General features: G+C 66.3%; 16 protein-coding genes. 5 read left to right on the forward strand and 11 right to left on the reverse strand.

Features of this window, described 5'->3' with window-relative positions; genetic code table 11:
* The 3 genes from AC5ZH6_RS17795 to AC5ZH6_RS17805 all read left to right on the forward strand — a co-directional run bounded on the left by AC5ZH6_RS17795 (position 1) and on the right by AC5ZH6_RS17805 (position 2,149).
* On the forward strand, positions 1-450 hold the full coding sequence (locus AC5ZH6_RS17795; protein WP_265076729.1) for a hypothetical protein: 450 nt from the start codon (positions 1-3) through the stop codon (positions 448-450).
* The gene (locus tag AC5ZH6_RS17800) at positions 447-1,490 is read left to right on the forward strand and encodes a hypothetical protein (RefSeq protein ID WP_020170625.1); all 1,044 of its coding nucleotides are present in this window, start codon (positions 447-449) and stop codon (positions 1,488-1,490) included. Before AC5ZH6_RS17795 ends, AC5ZH6_RS17800 begins: the two co-directional genes overlap by 4 nt.
* Before the next feature lie 329 nt (positions 1,491-1,819).
* The gene (locus tag AC5ZH6_RS17805; protein WP_231386633.1) at positions 1,820-2,149 is read left to right on the forward strand and encodes a DUF4333 domain-containing protein; all 330 of its coding nucleotides are present in this window, start codon (positions 1,820-1,822) and stop codon (positions 2,147-2,149) included.
* 6 nt (positions 2,150-2,155) lie between these two features.
* On the opposite strand, the gene AC5ZH6_RS17810 is transcribed toward AC5ZH6_RS17805, so the two are convergent.
* From AC5ZH6_RS17810 to AC5ZH6_RS17825, 4 genes are read right to left on the reverse strand one after another with little or no spacing between them, the layout of a single operon-like run.
* Positions 2,156-2,857 carry an ESX secretion-associated protein EspG gene (locus AC5ZH6_RS17810; protein ID WP_231386632.1) on the reverse strand — a complete coding sequence of 234 codons (702 nt, stop codon included), beginning with the start codon at positions 2,855-2,857 and terminating at the stop codon, positions 2,156-2,158.
* Positions 2,858-2,877: 20 nt separating this feature from the next.
* The gene (locus tag AC5ZH6_RS17815) at positions 2,878-4,401 is read right to left on the reverse strand and encodes a PPE domain-containing protein (RefSeq protein ID WP_265076730.1); all 1,524 of its coding nucleotides are present in this window, start codon (positions 4,399-4,401) and stop codon (positions 2,878-2,880) included.
* Positions 4,401-4,718 carry a hypothetical protein gene (locus AC5ZH6_RS17820; RefSeq protein WP_265076731.1) on the reverse strand — a complete coding sequence of 106 codons (318 nt, stop codon included), beginning with the start codon at positions 4,716-4,718 and terminating at the stop codon, positions 4,401-4,403. Before AC5ZH6_RS17820 ends, AC5ZH6_RS17815 begins: the two co-directional genes overlap by 1 nt.
* A 19-nt stretch (positions 4,719-4,737) precedes the next feature.
* Complete coding sequence (locus AC5ZH6_RS17825; RefSeq protein WP_020170623.1) at positions 4,738-8,790, reverse strand: type VII secretion protein EccC; 4,053 nt, start codon at positions 8,788-8,790, stop codon at positions 4,738-4,740.
* Between the two features lie 123 nt (positions 8,791-8,913).
* Between AC5ZH6_RS17825 and eccD the strand changes: the two genes are divergently transcribed.
* Positions 8,914-10,431 carry a type VII secretion integral membrane protein EccD gene (eccD, locus tag AC5ZH6_RS17830; RefSeq protein ID WP_014360754.1) on the forward strand — a complete coding sequence of 506 codons (1,518 nt, stop codon included), beginning with the start codon at positions 8,914-8,916 and terminating at the stop codon, positions 10,429-10,431.
* A gap of 4 nt (positions 10,432-10,435) precedes the next feature.
* On the opposite strand, the gene eccB is transcribed toward eccD, so the two are convergent.
* The gene (eccB, locus tag AC5ZH6_RS17835; RefSeq protein WP_496167597.1) at positions 10,436-11,941 is read right to left on the reverse strand and encodes a type VII secretion protein EccB; all 1,506 of its coding nucleotides are present in this window, start codon (positions 11,939-11,941) and stop codon (positions 10,436-10,438) included.
* 134 nt (positions 11,942-12,075) lie between these two features.
* Here eccB and eccE point away from each other — a divergent pair, with 134 nt between their 5' ends.
* Positions 12,076-13,800: a type VII secretion protein EccE gene (gene eccE, locus AC5ZH6_RS17840; RefSeq protein ID WP_231386631.1), complete on the forward strand. Its 1,725-nt coding sequence runs from the start codon at positions 12,076-12,078 to the stop codon at positions 13,798-13,800.
* A gap of 110 nt (positions 13,801-13,910) precedes the next feature.
* Here the strand turns inward: eccE and AC5ZH6_RS17845 are convergent, their stop codons facing one another.
* From AC5ZH6_RS17845 to AC5ZH6_RS17870, 6 genes are all read right to left on the reverse strand, one after another.
* Entirely contained in the window at positions 13,911-14,201 is a 291-nt protein-coding gene (locus AC5ZH6_RS17845) for a hypothetical protein (RefSeq protein ID WP_006372859.1), read from the reverse strand.
* A gap of 48 nt (positions 14,202-14,249) precedes the next feature.
* On the reverse strand, positions 14,250-14,519 hold the full coding sequence (locus AC5ZH6_RS17850) for a hypothetical protein (protein ID WP_006372860.1): 270 nt from the start codon (positions 14,517-14,519) through the stop codon (positions 14,250-14,252).
* Positions 14,520-14,643: 124 nt separating this feature from the next.
* Positions 14,644-15,447, reverse strand: coding sequence for an ESX secretion-associated protein EspG (locus AC5ZH6_RS17855; RefSeq protein WP_006372861.1), 804 nt, complete (start codon positions 15,445-15,447; stop codon positions 14,644-14,646).
* Positions 15,444-16,520 (reverse strand): PPE domain-containing protein, encoded by a 1,077-nt coding sequence (locus tag AC5ZH6_RS17860; protein ID WP_014360758.1) that lies wholly within the window; start codon positions 16,518-16,520, stop codon positions 15,444-15,446. The genes AC5ZH6_RS17855 and AC5ZH6_RS17860 overlap by 4 nt, the downstream gene beginning before the upstream one ends.
* Before the next feature lie 94 nt (positions 16,521-16,614).
* Positions 16,615-16,911: a PE family protein gene (locus tag AC5ZH6_RS17865; protein WP_014360759.1), complete on the reverse strand. Its 297-nt coding sequence runs from the start codon at positions 16,909-16,911 to the stop codon at positions 16,615-16,617.
* 50 nt (positions 16,912-16,961) lie between these two features.
* Positions 16,962-18,362, reverse strand: a complete 1,401-nt coding sequence (locus AC5ZH6_RS17870) for a hypothetical protein (RefSeq protein ID WP_014360760.1) — start codon at positions 18,360-18,362, stop codon at positions 16,962-16,964.
* Between the last annotated feature and the right edge of the window lie 3 nt (positions 18,363-18,365).

An 18,365-nucleotide genomic window follows, 5' to 3' on the forward strand; every position in this document is an offset into this window, starting at 1 on the left:
GTGAGCGGGGTCGGTGTGTTCTCCGAGCGGGGATGGGATGCGGTGTACCGCATTCGGTCTGCAGTCAACTCCGACGATGCCGACGGCTTCGGCGCACTCTCGCGACACCTCGACCCCGAAGTGGCGGTGCAGGTGACGATGATCGGTGAGACACTGCTGCGCGTCGCGCTCGGTGATGCCCCGGCGGCGGCGACGCTGGCCGGCGCGGCAGCGACCCTCGCCCCGCATCTGCGACGCTTTCTCGGCGCACCCACCCTCGAACCCGAGCACGCCGCCGACCTCATCCGGACCGGTCTGCGTCTGCGTGATTGTCCCGAATGGGCTTCTCGCGCACAGACGATGATGTTCTTCTGCGGATTCCTCGCTCCCGTCGACGACGCCGACTTCCTCGACTTCCGGCTCCGCGCCGAGCCGGCATGGTCCGCCGCGATCGAAGACCACGTGCGGTGAGTGCCGTCATCGATCCGGTGGTCGCCGACCGATGGTTGCGAGAGTTGGCCGTACTGGCGGCGGGCTGCGCCCCGGGCGAGCGCAACGCGCGGTGGAACACCATCCGAGACCGCCACTCCCCCACAGATATCGATGAGATGCTGCAAGTCGCGATCCGCGCGGTGCGCGTGCGAATCGACGAACTACTCGATGGCCGGCCCACCGTCGAGGGCGTTCTGGGTATCGCGGCCATGAGCATGAATCGGGTCGGGCTCGACGACCCGGCACGTACCGGATCGCTTCTCGCCGGCTGCCTTCCCGGAGCCGGTCACACCATAGGAACCCTTGACGCCCAACGTCTTCCGTGGCTGCTGGCCACCATCGGGATGCCAGCCGATCACGAAGAGCTCCGAGGTTGCTTCGTCGTCGACTGGCTGCACACCCAGCGCGTCGACATCACCGAGTCGGCATCGACACTCCGACAAGCGATACTCGACAGCCTCATCCGCGCCGCACCGCCCGGCTGGACGTCCATCACCGGAACCCTGTGCGCCGCAGCCGGAGCAGCCCGCGCCACGTTGCGGGTCACGCGCGCCGGAGGCGACGTCGGCATCTGCGCCCCGGTACGGATACCCGCGCTGCACCGGCTCCGCACCCTCGACGCCGGCAATGGAATGCCCTGGTGGCGAGCCGAAGTCTGCATCACCCACGACGGCGGCACGTTTCTCACGACATCACCCGAGATCGCGCCACCGCCGGTGGACCTGATGCGCCCCAGCGATTATCGTGCCGAAGCAGAGGTCAACGGAATCGACTTGCCACCGTGGGCAGTCCGGTTCTGCGCCACCGGCGTCGTTCCTCCCGCCACCGCACCCGTACTCGCACCGGCCGCCGCGACCGATGCGGCCCTGATCTGGTTGGCCTGTCGGAACATCGAGGCCGACCCCCGACATCTGATGATCGAGCGGGTGGCCGCCGGATATCGCGTGCACGCCCGCGCCGGGCACGACAGTCACGTCGTTCACGTCACCGATACCGGCGAGACGTCGGAAATGCCGTAGATGTCGGACCCGCGGACGGCTTGTGGACCTCGCGGCGCTGAATGCTTGGGACGCTGGTAATCTCGGCGCCGGTCGGCGAGGTGCGTTGGACACCCGAGACCACAGAATGCCGACGTGCTTGGGGGAATGTCATGACGGGTCCGTACCACGAACAAGGTCACGCCGCAGGACCGTCGACCGGATTCGGGCCCGTTCCCCAACCTCCACAGGGCCGTCCGGGCTGGGGACCTCACACCGGGCCGGGTGGTTCTGCGTGGCCTGCGCCGCAACCGCCGCAACATCCTAAGAAGAACCGGAAGCCGCTCATCATCGGAGGCATCGTGGTTGCGGTGGCAGTGATCACCGCAGTGGTGGTGACGGTGGTGGTGCTGCTGATCGGAAGTGGCGGCGACCAATCCAGCAGTCACGATCGCGCCGAGTTGATGAGCGAGGTCACGATGGATGCGAAGTCCGTCTACGGCGCAGGCAACGTCAGCTCCATCACCTGCCCGCAACAACCACCCACCACGGTCGGGGCGAGCTTCACCTGCACCGCCGAGGTGGTCGGTGAGTCCGCGCAAACCATCAAGGTTCAGGTGACCGACGGCGGGTGGACCGTGTCCATGCGGCCGCTACGCCCTCACATCACCTACCCCAGCATGACGTTGCCGTCGAACTGAGTCACCTCAACGGCGACCTTCATAGATCTTCCTGACGGCGGCGACGTAGGTGTCGAATGCCTTCGCCGTGCGCTCCGGAGTCGCTGAGACCACTTGTCTGGCAGCCCGGTTGACGATCAGGTCGCCATGGTCGCGAACACTCACGATGTCGAAGGTGTGAGAACTGTCGTCGCTACGCCAATCAATGGCCGGGCCGGCGAGAATACCCACCGGAATGACGGCATCCAATCCGCCGGCGAACATTGTGGCCAATTCACGCTCTTTGGCCTGCTCGTCTGCAGTCGAGCGGCCTCCCGTGAACCGCCACTCACGCTGCGGTTGACCGGGTACGACCGCGAGAGTGGCCGCGAGCGCTCGACCCACGTCCGACGAATGTACAGCACGCAACCCCACTTCACCACCAGCGTCTTCATCGACTCCCGGCTGTTGAGCTGCGATGCAGGCGATCTCGCCACGGACACCGACATGCAGGCGAATCGGGACCCCCCTCCGCGAGCCGAAGATCTCGATACGAACCTCGGGATTGGTCAGAGCCGTGAGCGCGGGTTCGTACCATTCGGTGAGTGTTCTGTGCGCCTCTTGGAGCGCCACACTTCGTTCGTCAGCGTATTCGCCCAGTGTGGGCGACGTCGATCGAACCTGCATCGGATAGGGAAGCCGATCGTAGTGGAACTGCTCCCACATTTCTTTGAACGCAACCGGACTCATCCGCCACACCGCCGAGACCATCAGGCGCGTACCCCTCCGTCCGGACCGGGATTCTCGCCGTTGTCGTCCGTGGTCACGGGCGCTGCGTCGTCTTCGGCGACACCGACGATCGCCTCTCCATTGACACGTGTACGCAATGCCTTGAGTACCTTGTGGACTTTGTCTCCGCCACCACCCGCTCCCCGACCTCCCGCGCCGGGCGCTCCTGCACCCGAGGTCCCCGTCCCCTGTGATGTTTGTGCGATGCCTGCGGCTGGACGCGCAGTCGTCGATTGCTCAGATGAAGTGGTTCCGGCTTTGGTGGTGCGTTCCGTGGGCTTCTCCGGGGTCCCTCCGCCGGGCGCGCCACCGCCGCCTCCGGCGCCTTTACCAGCTCCACCGCCACCTTTGCCTGCGCCACCGCCCCCGGCGCCGGAGCGCAGTGCCGCCGGACTCACCATTCCGGAGAACCCCGATGCCTCGCCGGTTGGTGCTGTCGCCGAAACCTGCTGCGCTGCTTGTTGTGCCGCCTGTTGCGCGGTCTGTTCGGCTTGGGAGAGCGCTTGCTGGACCCCTTGCGCTGCCTGCGAACCCAATGAACTCAATGCCTGGCCCGCGGTGTTCGCAACCTGTTGCATCGGATTCTCCGAACCCGACGCAGGGGTTACCTGCTGGCGTTTGATGTCGTCGAGTGCTCGGTTCACAGCTTTGGAGACGTCCGGGTGCGGGGCCCCGCCTCCCCCGCCACCTGCTCCGCCACCGCCGCCACCTGCACCACCGCCCATGGGCCCACTGTCGAACCCGCCTGTCGGGTTACCACTGGCTGGGGCCATGGTCGGCATATTCTGTAGGACGGCATCGAGCGCTTGCGAGTAGTTGGTGGTCAACAATTCTTTGGCCTTCGTCGCGGCCGCATACGAATCGTCGAGTATCTTCTTCAGATCATCAAAAGGCGAGTTCTCGTCGCCGTCCATATCGGCGAACTTCCAGGTATAGCCTCCGGTATAAGTATTTTCTGTCACCACTTCGTCGTAGGAATAGTAGTTGCGAACTTCCGCCATCGATTCGTTGTTGAACTCGTGGTGTTGATAGCGCGACTCCGGTGTTTCCGGAAAGTTCGACACCACGAGGTCGAAATTCTCCGCGAGACGGGTCAGCCTGTCGGACAACGAACCGCCGAACTCCCGAATGCTCTGCGGGAACTCACCGACGAAAGAACTCACGGCGCCGTTGGCGGCAGATGCCGCATCACCCGTCCAATCACCACTGGTCACATCTGCGATGTTCTTCTTGTACGATTCCATCGCGTCGGCCCATTCTGAACCGAGGGTCTTCCAGCCGGCTGCAACGGCGCGCACCGTGCCCGCATTGAGGCTGTCCTTGACATCACGCATCTGCAAGAACGTCTTGGAGTCCCAATTCTCATGATTGACCGCCAACGATTGCGTGTCCGTCCCCGGCTTTCGCTGCGTCGCGTTCTGCAGCGAAATCAGGGTGTCGAGGGTGTTACGGACGGCCGTCGGAACCGACGGCACACTGATCGACGTCCGGGTCTCCTCGCCCACTACCTCGGCCCGTCGGCATCGCGCACGTGTTTGAGCGCGCTGTCGATCAGCAGCTTGGTGTCATCCACCATGTCCGACTGGTGGTGCCGTTGTGTATCCAGATCGGTCAACAAACCCTGCAGGCGTCCCTTGGCGCTCTGTCCGTCCAATGCCTTACCGAGCACATCACCGAGATCGGGGACCAACGTCGACATGCTTTTTCCGAAGAAGTTCTTGATATCTGAAAGCGCTTGATCGACTTGGCCTTCGACGGCTGGGGACAAATGAAGCCCCAGGCCTTTGTCGTTGGCCATCTTGCCCATCTGGTTCTCGGTCACAGCTAACCCCTCCCCGTCGTCACATCATCAACTGGATCATCCCCGAACTCTGCGTCCGCGAGATGAACATGCCTCGTCCCGGCGGCATGGGATGCGGCCGGAAGTTGCCCAGCAACGGACCTTCGTCTTTTGTACCACCCATGATCAGGCCGTTGCAGGACAAGTCCTTCAGGCGTCCGACAAACGGGTCGTACAGGGCGCGGCCGGCTCCGCCGACGCGGCGCGTCACCACCACCCGCAGGCCGATGTCGCGGGCCTGCGGCAGGTAGGGCACCACGGGCGCCAACGGGTTGTTGGTGGCGGTGACGATCAGGTCGTAGTCGTCGATGAGCAGGTAGACATCGGGGCCCGACCACCATGAGCGCTCCTTGAGTTGCTGCTGGGTGACGTCGTCGGGTGGGAGGCGGAGTTTGAGCAGGCCCGCGAGATTGGCCATCATCTTGGTCGCCGAGTCCTCGGCGGTGGCGTAACCGCCGAGTTGCTCACCCTCCATCACACCGAGTAGTCCGCGGCGGTAGTCGATCATGATGACCTTCGCCTCGTCCGGCGTGGCGTTGCGCACAACACCTTCGGCGATGTTGCGCAACAGGGTTGTCTTACCCGCCTCGGCCTCGGCGAACACGACGAGGTGCGCCTGCGCCTCGAAGTCCACGACGACCGGTGCGAGTGCCGCCTCGTCGATGCCGATCACGATGCGCGACTTGGAGAGCGAGCCCTCCCGCTCCGCGCGCGCGAGCACCGGTACCGGGTCGAGTCGATCGGGTAGCGTGCGGACCTGCGGTGCGCGCCGGGCGCCGTAGAATTCGGTCATCTGGGCGACCATGGTCTGCACCCCCTCGGGTAGAGAGTCCACCGACGAGTCGGAGTCGATGCGCGGCAGGCCGATCAGCAGGTGCAGACGCTCACGCCCGATCCCCCGTCCCGGCCGATTCTCCGGAATGGCCTCCTGTGCTTTGCGTCCCATCTCCGAGTCGGACGAATCACCGAGTTTGAGCTCGATGCGGGTACCGAGCATGTCTTTCACGTTCGCCCGGATCTCCATCCATCGCGACGCCGAAACGGCAAGGTGCACACCGTAGGACAGACCCTGCAGAGCAATGTCGACAAGTTGGGATTCCAGCGCCTCGAAGTCGCTGCGGACCGAGGCCCATCCGTCGACGACGAGGACGACGTCGCCGTGCAGATCGGCGCTGAGCGGGTCCGCGGCGCGCTCGGCCGGCGACAGGGCGGCCAGGCGCGCCTTGCGTTGCCGGAAGTCGCGCATCGATTCGATACCCAACTCGCGGAAACGTTCTTCGCGCTCGCGCAGCACCGTGGAGACCTCGGCGACCGTGCGGTTGACCTTGTCGCGGTCCATTCGCCCGGCGACACCGCCGACGTGCGGGAGATTCTGCAGACTCACCAGCGTGCCACCACCGAAGTCCAGGCAGTAGAACTGGAGTTGCTCGGGTGTGTGGGTCAGTGCGCCCGCGGCGATCATCGTGCGCAGCGCGGTGGACTTGCCGGACTGCGGTCCGCCGACGATCGCCACATTGCCTGCAGCACCGGACAAATCGATACTCAACACGTCGCGGCGCTGATCGTAGGGGCGGTCGAGGATGCCGATCGGCATCCACAGGGCCCCGTTGATGTTCGCCGGATCGCGCCAGTCGGGGCCGGGCAGCAACTCGTTGACCGCGGGACTGTCGTCCAACGGCGGCAACCACACCTCGTGTGCGGGCCGTCCATGTCCCTTCAGCCGCGCGACCACCACATCGAGCAGCGAGGGCGTGTTGCCGGTTTCGGCTGCCTTGAGTTCGGACTCGTAGCGGTCGAGGTCGGCCTGCTCGGCGGCGGTGAGCGTCGAAGAAGCCTCGGGCACCGCCGGTTTGTCCACGTGACCGACCGTGAACAGTTTGGGCGCAAGCGCTCCCAACTCCGAATGCCGAGCACCGCCGAGCTGCGCGCGGGGCTTCACATACGGCCCCGACACGTACGAGGTGTTGAATCGCTTGGGTTCGTCGGCGTCGGACTTGAGGAATGCCGAGCCCGGCACCGACGGCAGGTGATAGGCGTCGGGCACCCCGAGCACCTGCCGGGATTCGCCGGCGGAGAACGTCTTCAGGCCGATCCGATATGAGAGGTGTGAGTCCAGCCCGCGAAGTTTGCCCTCTTCGAGGCGCTGAGAAGCCAGCAGCAGATGCATGTGCAGCGAACGGCCCAATCGACCGATCATCACGAACAATTCGGCGAAATCCGGCTTTTGGGACAGGAGCTCGGAGAACTCGTCGACGACGATGAACAATGCGGGCAGCGGGTCCAGGGGTGCTCCGTTGGCCCGTGCCCGTTCGTAATCGCCCACGTTGGCGTAGTTCCCGGCGCGACGCAGCAGTTCCTGACGTCGATTCATCTCTCCGGAAAGCGCATCACGCATGCGGTCGACCATGGTGATCTCTTCTTCGAGGTTGGTGATCACTGCCGCAACGTGCGGCGCCTGATCCAATCCGAGGAAGGTGGCTCCACCCTTGAAGTCGACGAGAACCAGGTTGAGCGCCTCCGGTGAGTGCGAGGTGATCATCGACAACACCAACGTGCGCAAGAATTCCGATTTGCCCGAACCCGTTGCGCCGATGCACAAGCCGTGTGGGCCCATGCCGTACTCGGCGGCCTCCTTGATGTCGAGTTCCATGGGCTGACCGTTGGGGGTGATACCGATCGGAACGCGCAGGCGTTCGCGCGGCGAACGCGGCCGCCAGATCTCTTCGGGGATGATCTGGGCGGCGTCGGGGATCTTGAGCATCGCCATCAAGCCGGGATCGATCGCGTTGCCACGGACCTCGGCCTCCAGGCTGACGATGTGCTGGGCGGCGTTGGCAGGCCGGTACCGCCCGATCCGCCGGGCGGCCGCCTCGGCCTCGGCGACGCTGAGCGAATCGGGCACCCCGAACTTCTCCACCCCGGCCGGCCCGCGCGCTGCGATCGTGTCGGCGTCAACGAGCAACTGCAGGCCGCGTCGCGCCGCGAGTCCGTCCTTGGGCGCGTTGAGGTCGAGCACGGTGACCGACTCCAGACCGGCCTCGGTGACCAGACGCTCGTCACCGGAGACGTAACCGTCGTCGAGGACCACGATCATCTGTTTGACCGTCTGATTCGGAGATGCGTTGCGCGAGAATCGTCCCCGCTCACTGAGCTCGGCACCCATCACCGCCTCGAACTTCGACAGCGACGAGAACACCATCCGCATCGGACCGATGCCGTCGACGTGGGCGGGATTCTGGGCCTGGGGCAGCCATTTGAGCCATTGCCACACCGCGCCATCGGGATTGGCGGTGACCACCGCGATCTGCAGGTGGTCGGGACTGTGGAACAGACAGAGCTCCACCACCATTGCGCGCACCAACGACCGCGTCATCGCCCGATCACCCTCGATGTTGATCGCCGGGAATCGCCGCAGGCTGACCGCGGTCGGCAACGAATGCACCACCGCATGGGTCCGCACGAATCGGCGCAACGCCACCGTCGAGACCGGTTCGAGGTCCTCGGTGGGGCCGGTCTCCGGTGCCAGCAGTCGGGTGGCGAGTCGCTGGGTGCCCACCCCGACCCGGGCATGACAGAAGTCGGCGTCGTCGGGACGCCGTTCCCACATGCGCCGCGATCCGGCCAGGTCGATCAGAATCCGCGGGTCCGGGTGGGTCCACTCGAGTGCCGCGCGCTGCTCCTCGCCGGTGGCGTCGACGTCCTCACGGAGATTGCCCAGGTATCGGAAGTAGTCCTTGCGTTCCTCGTCGAGTTCCGCGGCCGCCTTTCCGGCCCGCTGACTGCCGCCGCCGACGAACATGCCCACCATCGACATGACCATCATCATCGGGAACATCATCATCATCGGGTTGGTCGCAAGGCTGCGCCCGCCGACGGTGAACATCAACGCGATCATGCCCACCACCGCGACGACCATCACCAGCGGCAACAGCTTCATCAGCAGATTGCCCGGGATGACACGCGGGACCTCCGGTGGCGCCTGCAGATCGACCTCGCCGCCCGGTGTCTTGGGCGCGGCGATCCGCGGCCGCCGCACAAATCCTTCTGTTCCCACGTACCCCTCGCTACCCAGGTGTCGATTCCCTGACCGAACTGAGGTCCTCCCCATCGGTACCTGCCAGTAATCTATGACGTTAGCGAAGCTCAGGGCCATCAGCCGAAAGGACCACTCGTCCAGATGACACTTCCCCCGTCGCTGCAGCCACTCGACGACCTCGAAGCGGAGTCCGCGAGTGAACCGGAACTGACCCGGGTGACCTTGCTCGTGGGGTCGTTGACCCTGGATGTCGGCGTTCCGGGAAATGTCGACATCCGGGCATTCATGCCCGATGTCCTGCGGCTGATCAACGATCGTCTCATCGCCGCCGCCCCCATAGACGGTGAACGCCTCGAACTCTTCGACGACACCCCGGGCCTGTGGACCCTGGCGGCACTCGGGCGCCCCGGCGTGGACGACACACACTCGCTCGACGAGGTCGGGTTCCGCGAGGGCGATGTCCTGTCGGTGCGCAGAGTCGGCGAACATCCGCCGACGATGCTTTTCGACGACGTCGAGGACGAGGCCGTGAGCAACGCGGCACACCTGCGCACACGAATGCCCGAATGGGGTACGGCACGACGACGGGTCGCCGCCTTCGGCGTCGCGGGCATCGCAACCATCGGCCTGCTGGTACTGCTTCTCGCCGGTGGGAATCCGCCGGTGTATGTGCCCGTTGCGGCCACGGCGTTCGCCGCGGGGCTCATCATCTTCTCCGCCTACACCGCGCGCGGCCTGTCCGACGAGTACGCCACCGGCGCAACCGTCGCATGCGCGCTGCCGCTGGTGTTCGCCGGCTCGTTGCGGCTGTTACCCGGTGCGGTGGGGTCGGTGACCTTACCGATGGCATTCGGCATCACGGCACTGATCTCGTTCCTGGCGTTCCAGATCAGCGGGGTCAATCGCTCGCTACACGCCACGGTGATCACGCTGACCGTGTTCCTCGGCGTCGCCTCGGTGTGCTGGAACCTCTTCGACGTCACGCAACGTCAGGTCGGTGCGGTGCTGACGGTGGTCGCGGTGATCGCGGTGTCGATCGCGCCCAGGCTGACCATCACGCTGGCCAAGCTGCCGGTCCCCCCGGTCCCCACCGCCGGTGAACCCATCGACGACATCGACACCCGGGGCGAGCCCACGGTGCACGGGGTCGACGCGGTGACCTCGCGATCGGTACCGACCGCCGACGGCCTCAACGAACGGATCGATCGGGCCAACGCCTATCTGACCGGAATCCTCGTCGGCTCGGCGATCACCGTGGTCGTCGGGGTGTATCTCAGCGTGGACACCTCCACGGGTCACTTCTATTGGCAGGCAACGGTGTTCGCAGCCCTTGCGGCAGCAGTACTGTGCCTGCGCGGACGCACCCATCACGATCTGCGCCAGGCTGCGACGATGGTCGGTCTCGGCCTGCTCGCCGCGCTGACGATCGTCGTCAAATCCGTGCTGCTGCTCGAGGATTGGGCCGAGTACGGGTTCCTGCTGACCGTCGGGCTGGGGATACTGGTCTTCGCGGCCGGCGTCGTCGCCCCTCGATTCGAGTTCTCGCCGATCGCCCGACGCTACGTCGAACTACTGGAGTATCTGCTGATCGGGCTGATCATCCCGTTCGCCGCCTGGATCATGGGCATCTACGGCTGGGTGCGCGGACTCGACATCTGAGTGCTCACCCGCCGGCCGCGGCCGACGGGCTCGTCGGTATCGCGCCGGAGTCCCCGTCATATCCGCCGTGCGCGATGAGTGCCGCGTCGGTCGACAGGGTCGGTCCGGCGGGCAGGAGCGACACCACATTCCACGGCGCGAGCTGCGGCAGGGTCTGCTTGCCGTCGGCGCTGCGGACGCCGGAAACGCCGAGTGCATCGGCGGTTTTCGGGTCCGGGATCGGGTAGCGCAATCCGGTGTCGGAGATGTAGAACAGTTGACCGGCGACCCGTCCCTCACCCGCGGCCTGCACGTATTCGCCGGTGCCCGGGGGAATGTAGGCGGCGTCGACGGCCGGACCGTCGCCGTCGGCGCTGACGAGAGCACTGGGCTGCGCGTTCTCGCCGATGGGCAGCCGGTTGCCGACCAGTATCTCCACCGTGGGGCTCTGCGAGAGGCTCGGCGCGGACCAGTGCGTGCAGATCGTCGAGTAGCCGCCCAACGTGTACTGGGGCACCCGGGACGGATAGTCGGTGGTGTCGACGGGCAGCGCAGCGGACTGCGGTAGCGAATTCAGTGCGGCAGGCGGCATCTCGATGGCATCGCCGAGCAGGCCTGCGTTGCTGTAACGGATGATGTCGGCCGTGGCGTCGGAGACGGGGGCCACACCGTCGGAGAGCACCACGTACTGTCGTGTGCCGCCGGATTCGACCGACTTGACGATCGACCCGATCTCGACGGGCTCGGGAAACGACAACGACGACCGGCGACCGGCGTCGGGAATGACGATGGGACTGATCGGCGCCACCGGGCGGAAGGATTGCAGCAGGCCCGCCGAGGCGCGGATCATCGACGCGTCGGTGATCTTGAGAGCGTTGATCAGTACCGGATCGGTCGGATCGATCGGCGCGCGCTTGCCGTCGTAGAGCAGGAAGTGGTGACCGTCGGAGTCCTCGGCGATGGCAGCCGAACCGGCCGGGGCGACGCCGATGTCGGCGTTGAGGGCCGGTACCGAGGACAGCACGACGGTCTCGGTGCGAAACGGTGAGGTGTCGTCACCGGATCGGGTCTGCGAATCACACACCGACCAGTCCGAACGACTCAGGTCGTCGGCCTTGGCGATCGAGGCAGGCGCGCCGATGATCCCGAGGGTGGGGCCCGCGGGCAGCGATCCGAGGTCGGAATCCTTGACCTTGGTGGGATTGTCGGGTTTGCCCGCAATCAGGCGGGCGGAGGCGAGGTTGAGCACGGGATGCAACTCGTTGTTGAACCGCACGTACAGCGCTCCCGAGGACTGCGAGGTGATGATCGTGGAATTGCCCAGTGACGGTGACGGTTTGAAGATCGCCAACGCGGCGCAGGCGCCCACCACCAGCACGCAGATCACGAATCCGACGAGCAGGGCCCGTACCTGACTGCGCATGGGGTCGTGGATCATCCGTGAATCCCGACGGATCAATGCGTGTTCGAGCCGCCGAAGCAGGAAACGGTATCCGTTGACCTGCGCCCGCGTCGTCAAGCGCGCCGGCATGAGACCCCCATCCGAACAACCGTATTCGCGTACACGATGCACCCACAATCGAGTGGCCAGGGTACCGTAGCCCGAAGTCGGGTGTCGTGGGCCGGTTGAGGCGCCCCGTCGTCGTTTGGGGGGAGGATCTCGTGGTGACAACGCCATCGACCACTGCGCCCGTCGCACAGGCCGATCCGCGCTCACAGATCGCGACCGCGCCCGGGCACTCGAGGTTGCGGTCCTCGTCGCAGAGCGCGGTGCGACGCATCGCACCGACCTGGTGCGTCCTCGTCGTCGAGCTGATCGCGCTGGGCGCGCTCGTCGTCATTGCCACCACCGGCATCCCCTGGTGGATCGCCGCTCTCGTCGCCGTGCTGATCGCGGTGTGGTTCATTCCCGTGGCCGGGCACCCGGTGGCGCAGCGGGTGCGCGAGCGGGTGTCCTTCCGAATGTCGCACGACCGCAGGCGACGCCGCGCCCAGGCGGTCTCCGAGCCCTTCGACATCACCACCTCCGACGGCTCACAGTTCGGCCTGCGCTGGGACGGTGACGCTCTGGTGTCGATGCTCGAGATCGCCGAATCCCCGGAAGCACTGACCATTCTGGAACCGGGCGCCACCGTCGATGCCGTCTGCATCCCGGTGCGGGTTCTCGCCGAGAGCCTCCGACAGTTCGACATCACGTTGGCGGCCATCGATGTGCACATCAACGGTTCCCGGTCCCGCGGCAACAGTCGGGTGGCCGCGGTCTACGACGAGGTACTCGGCCCACTGCCGGCCATCGCGCACCGGTCGGTGTGGCTCACCGTCCGCCTGGATCCCACGCTGTGTCCCGAGGCCGTCGCACGACGCGGCGGCGGATCGACGGGCATCCTCAAAACCGCCGTCACCGGCACGCGACGGGTGGCCAATCGCCTGCGCGAGCACGGATTCGACGTGCGGTCGCTGACCGCGGCCGAGATCACCCGGTCCATCACACATCTGTCCGACGGCATCGCACCGGAGACCGTCGAGGAGACCTGGGAGAACTGCCGGTCCGGCCAGATGCATTTGCGCAGTTACGGTCTCGAGCAACCGATCCTGACCTCCGCCGGTCTCGATCGGCTGTGGACGGTTCCCACCCACACCACGACCCTCGCGCTGTCGTTGCGGACCACGGAGGACGCCGACCTCATCGAGGCCACGGGTCTGGTCCGCTTCGACACGATCGCACAGCCCGCCCGGGTCGATCTCGACGGGCTCTCCCCGCTGGGCGGACATCAGTTCGACGCGCTGATCGGCTCCCTGCCACTTCCGCGCCCGCAGTCGGTGGGTGTCCGCGCAACCTACGGCAGCCCTGCCGATTTCGGTGAGCTGCGGCTCCCGGCATCGGGGTGCGGCCAACTCATCGGGGCCGACCCGCACGGACGGGCCGTCGCCCTGCCGATCTTCGGTCCGACCATCGATCGCGTCGAGATCGCGGGAAGCCTGCACCTGGTCCAACAGGTGGTCTTGCGCGCCATCGCGCTCGGTGCGCGCGTGCTCGTCTCGACGCGACGCCCGGCGCACTGGCAGCAGATGGTGGCCGCGGTGGGCAACAACCACTTACTGTGGGTCGCCGAATTCGACCGTGGCGCCATGCATGCCGGGGCCGAGGCCAACTACTCGGTGATCGTCTTCGACGGCACCCGCACGCGGCCGGTCAATACCGGTGTGACCGCACTGGTCGTGCATCCGATCGGGGCGCCGCTGTCGGACTCGGCCGATGTCACGCTGGCCCAACTCCATCGGGAATCCGACACGGTTCGTGTCACCACGCGCAGTGGGGCGGTCGTGGTGGAGATGGTGGCCGGTGATGACGAAATGGCTTACGTCGGAGCCTCTTACGATCTGGACTGAGGACCGCACACGGCCTCCAGCCGCATGGTGAGACAGCCGCAGGGTGGCACAGCCGACACGGGCGTCCGACACCGTGGTGTCGGACGCCCGGATTCGTCGATGTGTGGGTCTCAGCTGAACAGCGAGGCGTTCTTCGCGTCGAGCGCCTGCATCATCTGGTTCTGCTCACCCGCATGCTTGGTCGAGTCGTTCATGTTGTTGAACGCGTCGATGAGCTGCTGGTCGATCTGCGACTTGACGTGCTGCAGCGTGGTGGCCGCCTCGCCTTCGTAGATCTCGAGGAGCGAGTTGAACACCGCATTGATGTCGTCACGAACTTCGTTGGCCGCCTTCAGGTATGACGCCTGATCGCCGAGCGTGGTGTCAATCGAGCCGTGATTGTAGGTGATCTGTTGTGCCATGATGGTCTCCTGGTCGTGGGTGCCTGCGAATGGGAATACGGCTGCGGGTCAGTGCGAGTCGCCGGCGACCGCGTTGTTGATACCGGTCTCTGCGGCATCGACGGTGCGGTCGAGCAGCGCGATGATCTGGCCGAACTCTTCTTGATTGGCGTGGGTCTTCTGGAGATGCACGTGCGAGGCATCACCCTGCCATGCACCGCCGGTCATCTCGACGTCGGCGTCCTGAAACTTCTGCAGAAGTTGCTTGGCATGATCGCGCTTGTCCTTGATGTCGGACAGCTTGGCCTTGGCCTCTTGCGGAGAGATCTTGAGTCCCATGTCATTTCCCTTCGATGGTGTACGTCGATGGGTGCCCGGGCGGGCCACCCCCTGTTGTGGTCTTCGTTGTCGCGACGTCGGTGTCCCGACTCCCGACATCAGTGACTGTTCGGCTGGTCGTCCCTCACCACCCCTCCGGCAGCAGGGACATCAACTGCGCAACCGCCTGTGCGATCCGGTGGTCGGAACCACCTTTGAGACTGCACCACAGTTGCCCGTCCGGTGAGGTGCTCGGCGCACTCAGCACACACCCGCGCGCCGCGTAGAACACCGCGAGGGCACCGTCGGCGACGATGCTGCGGTCGACGTGCGGATCGAGTGCGGCAACCCGCATCTCCACGGCCGCACGGTAATCGGCGAGCACGGCGCCGAGCACGATCGCGGTCCGCGAATCGGCGCCGAGCGCGTGTAGTTCGTCGGCGATCGGAGTCGCGGCGCGCAGGCCGGCGAGGTGCTCGGCGACGTCGACCGCCGGTGCGCTCACCGAGCCGCAGTCGACGTCGATCGCCTTCGGCAACAATCGGGCGACCTCGGCGACCACCCGCTCGCTGCCCTCGGCCTCGAAACCGCGCACGCGGACGGTGTCACCACGGCGGGTGGCGACCACGTGAGATCGCTTGACCCGCAGCACCGATGCGCGGAGCAACCCGTCGGAGGTGATGATCCGGATCGACAGTTCCCGGTCGGGGCGGCGCATCGTGGTCAGGACATGGGCGAGGTCGGGATCGATCTCACCGTCGACGATGAGCTCTCGATCCGACAACTGCCCGACGCACCGATCCCGGACACGTTGCAGCTCGTCCACCGTCGGCTGGGTCGGCCACAGCGCCAGCGTATCCGGCAGTGTGTCGACGCCGAGCCGATCGGTCAGGGTGAGGATCTCGTCGACGCTCAGCGCGTCATCGACATCGAGGGTTGCCATACTCATCCGCGTCCTCCCCGTTCACCGATGACCGACGGCGACACCCAATCGTTGGACGAGGCCTGTTCGAGCCGGCTGCCGTCGATGTCGACCTCGTCGTCCGGGATCGGCGGTGCCGCCGTACCTCCGAAGGTCGAGGCGTCCGGACCCCAGCTGACACTGTCGACCGAGAATCCGCCGGCGCTCGACGCCACGACCGGCGACCAGCTCGCGGGCCGCGACTCGCCGGCATCGGAGAGCGAGGCCGCGGGTCGGGCGGAGTCGAACTCCTTGTCGTCCCCGCCGGCGCGACCCATCGCCCCCATGGGTCCCATCGGCCCGGATGTCGTGGCGCCCGCCGAGGTTGCGGACGCGGCGACCACCCGCGAACCACGTTGCGAGGTATCGGAATTGATCGTCGGCGTGCCGAAGGCGCCCAAGGGCATCGCGGGTATCCCGCCACCGGCCGGGGCGCCGCCGCCCGCACCACCGGCCGGGGCGCCGGCACCCGTGCCCTGGGTGGTGTCACCGTCTCCGGCGGCTCGCTTGGCGGCGGACTTGGCGATATTCGGTGTGGCCTGGGTGTCCCAGGGCGCAGCCAGCGGGGTGACGGTGTGCTCGTAGCTGTTCATGATCGCGACCGCGTTCGCGGTGGCCGCCTGCACGGCGGCGTCACCGGCTCCGAGTGCGCCGACGACGAGACCGTTCGGGTAGCCCTGTAGGGAACTCCCGATCGCGAAGGCCTCCTGCAGTTTCACCGCTTCGGGCACCGTGGGCATGGCCAGCACCGCCACGCCGTGCGCCACCGCGGCGGATTCGGCACGCCGCGCGTTGGCAGCGGCGTCGAGCGCGATGGTGTCGAGCCAGTGGGCGAACTCCTCGAGTTTGGCGTGCACGGCCTCCGATTGCTCCGAGCGCCAGGCCTCGTCGAGCTTCGCGAGCAACGCGCGGTAGTCCTTGGCGATGTCGGCGAGCTCGCGGGCAAGCCGTGACCAGGTCTCACCCGCCTCCCCCATCGGACCCGCACCGGCACCGTTGACCAGGTCATGTGCCAGCCGTCTCAGGTCACGCGAGGCCCAGACAACCCCCGTGAAGCCCACGTCGTCCCCTCCCCGTCGGTCGGTCCATGAACAATGTGCGAACAGTGAATGAACAGTGTTGTGGGCGATGGCTTTTCGTCCACAACACGAGCGATCAGGTGGTGATGAACCCCTGGTCGGTGTCGGTATCGGCAAGCGAGGAGGACACCGTTGCGACGGCGTCGGAGATCTCTCGCAGTTCGGCGACACCACCGTCGCCGGCCTTCCGGAACGTCTGGTGCACCTGCCCCATGGTGGTCGCCGCGCGTACCGACACCTCGTCACTGCCCGCAGGCTGCGGCGTCAGTGAGGCATCAGCGGTGTTCAGCACGCCATTCAGTCGATCGGCGAGTTTGCCCAGTTGCCCGGCGACCTCGGAGATCTTGGCGGTGTCTGCACTCAGTTCGGTCATGAATCCTCCTGTGTTGTGGGTGTTCTGGTGAGATCGCGCCTCGCGAGACGTCAGATTCTCAGGTCGATGTCGGGGCGGGCCTCGGTGTCGTCGTCCTTTTCGCCGATCACGGCCGGCGCCACATCGGCGAAGTCCCCGACGATCTCGCTCCCGGATTCGGAGGTGTGCAGGAAGTCGGCGGCGGTGTGGCCACTGCCCGTACCCTTGCCCGCCCCGGCTCCTGCTCCGGCCGAGCCCATTCCGCTCATCGGCGCGTAGCCACCGTTGCCGGTGGTCGTGGCCGACGCGGTGGTCGCCGCGGCCGTGCGCTGCTGACCCGAGGTCGTTGATTCCTCGGTCGGTGGGGTGCCCGACGGGGTGGTGCGGCTGCTCGGTGGTGCGGAGACCGGCGAAACCCCCACGCCTCCGCCACCGCCACCGGCGCCTGTGGGCTTCGAACCACCACCGCCACCACCCATTCCGGCCGGGCCGCCGGCACCGAGCCCGACGGGGGCTGCCGTCGTCGACGTACTGGTATCCGTGTCGGTGGACGTCTTGTGCTGGGCCTTGTCGATCGCCTCGCCGATCTTGGTCCCGGCCTGCACCGATGACTGCACGATCTTCTCCCCGGCGGAGAACACCTGCTCGACGACGCCAAATGCGGGTTGTATCAACCCGGTTCCCATCTGCACCATCGAGGAGAGCATCTCGGTGGGGACCTGCGGGGCGTTGGTCACCGACACCGGCGCACCGTCGGCGGCCACTTCGGCGGTGTTGACGGCCATCAGTCCCTTGTGGACGCCCATGACCGCGGTGGTACGGGTGATCGCGTCGGTGGCGGCCGCCACGGCCATCGCCTGTCCCCACGGTGTGACGATTTGTGGAAGCGCGACGGCCATGGTGGCCTCGAACTGCGAGATGATCTCCAGCAGATGCGCTTCGGTGGTCTTGGTGTCCACCCCGGCCTGCACCACGTTGCCTTTGATCTTGCCGGACTGGACTCCGACCTCGGTGCCGTCCTTGCCCAGTTGGGCCGTCTTCATCGCCGCCGCGTCGGCGCCTTCGCCCTGCCAGCCCTGCTGCATCGCGGAGATCACCGTCGGCAGTGACGACGCCACCGAGGAGAAGGCGCTGGTGATGGATTCGAAGATCTTGGTCGGGTCGAGAGCCTCGAACACCCCACTACCCAACGTGCCGAGCGCATCGAGCACCGGCTGGATCAGTGCACCGCCGTCGATCGATGCCAGGGTGTTACCACCTGTGGGCAGACCGGGCAACGCCGGGAGCCCCGGAATCGGTCCGGGCGTGGGGATTCCGGGTGGTACAGGTAGACCCAGGCGACTCAGGATCTCACCGGTCGGGGTGTTCAGGTACTCGTCGAGGCGACTTTCGATGGCACCGATCACCGGACCGGGGTCGTACCCCGGCATCTGCGTCGCAGCAGCGGCGACGGCCTCGGTGGGACTCGCCACGCC

Source organism: Gordonia sp. YC-XJ4 (assembly GCF_059511865.1).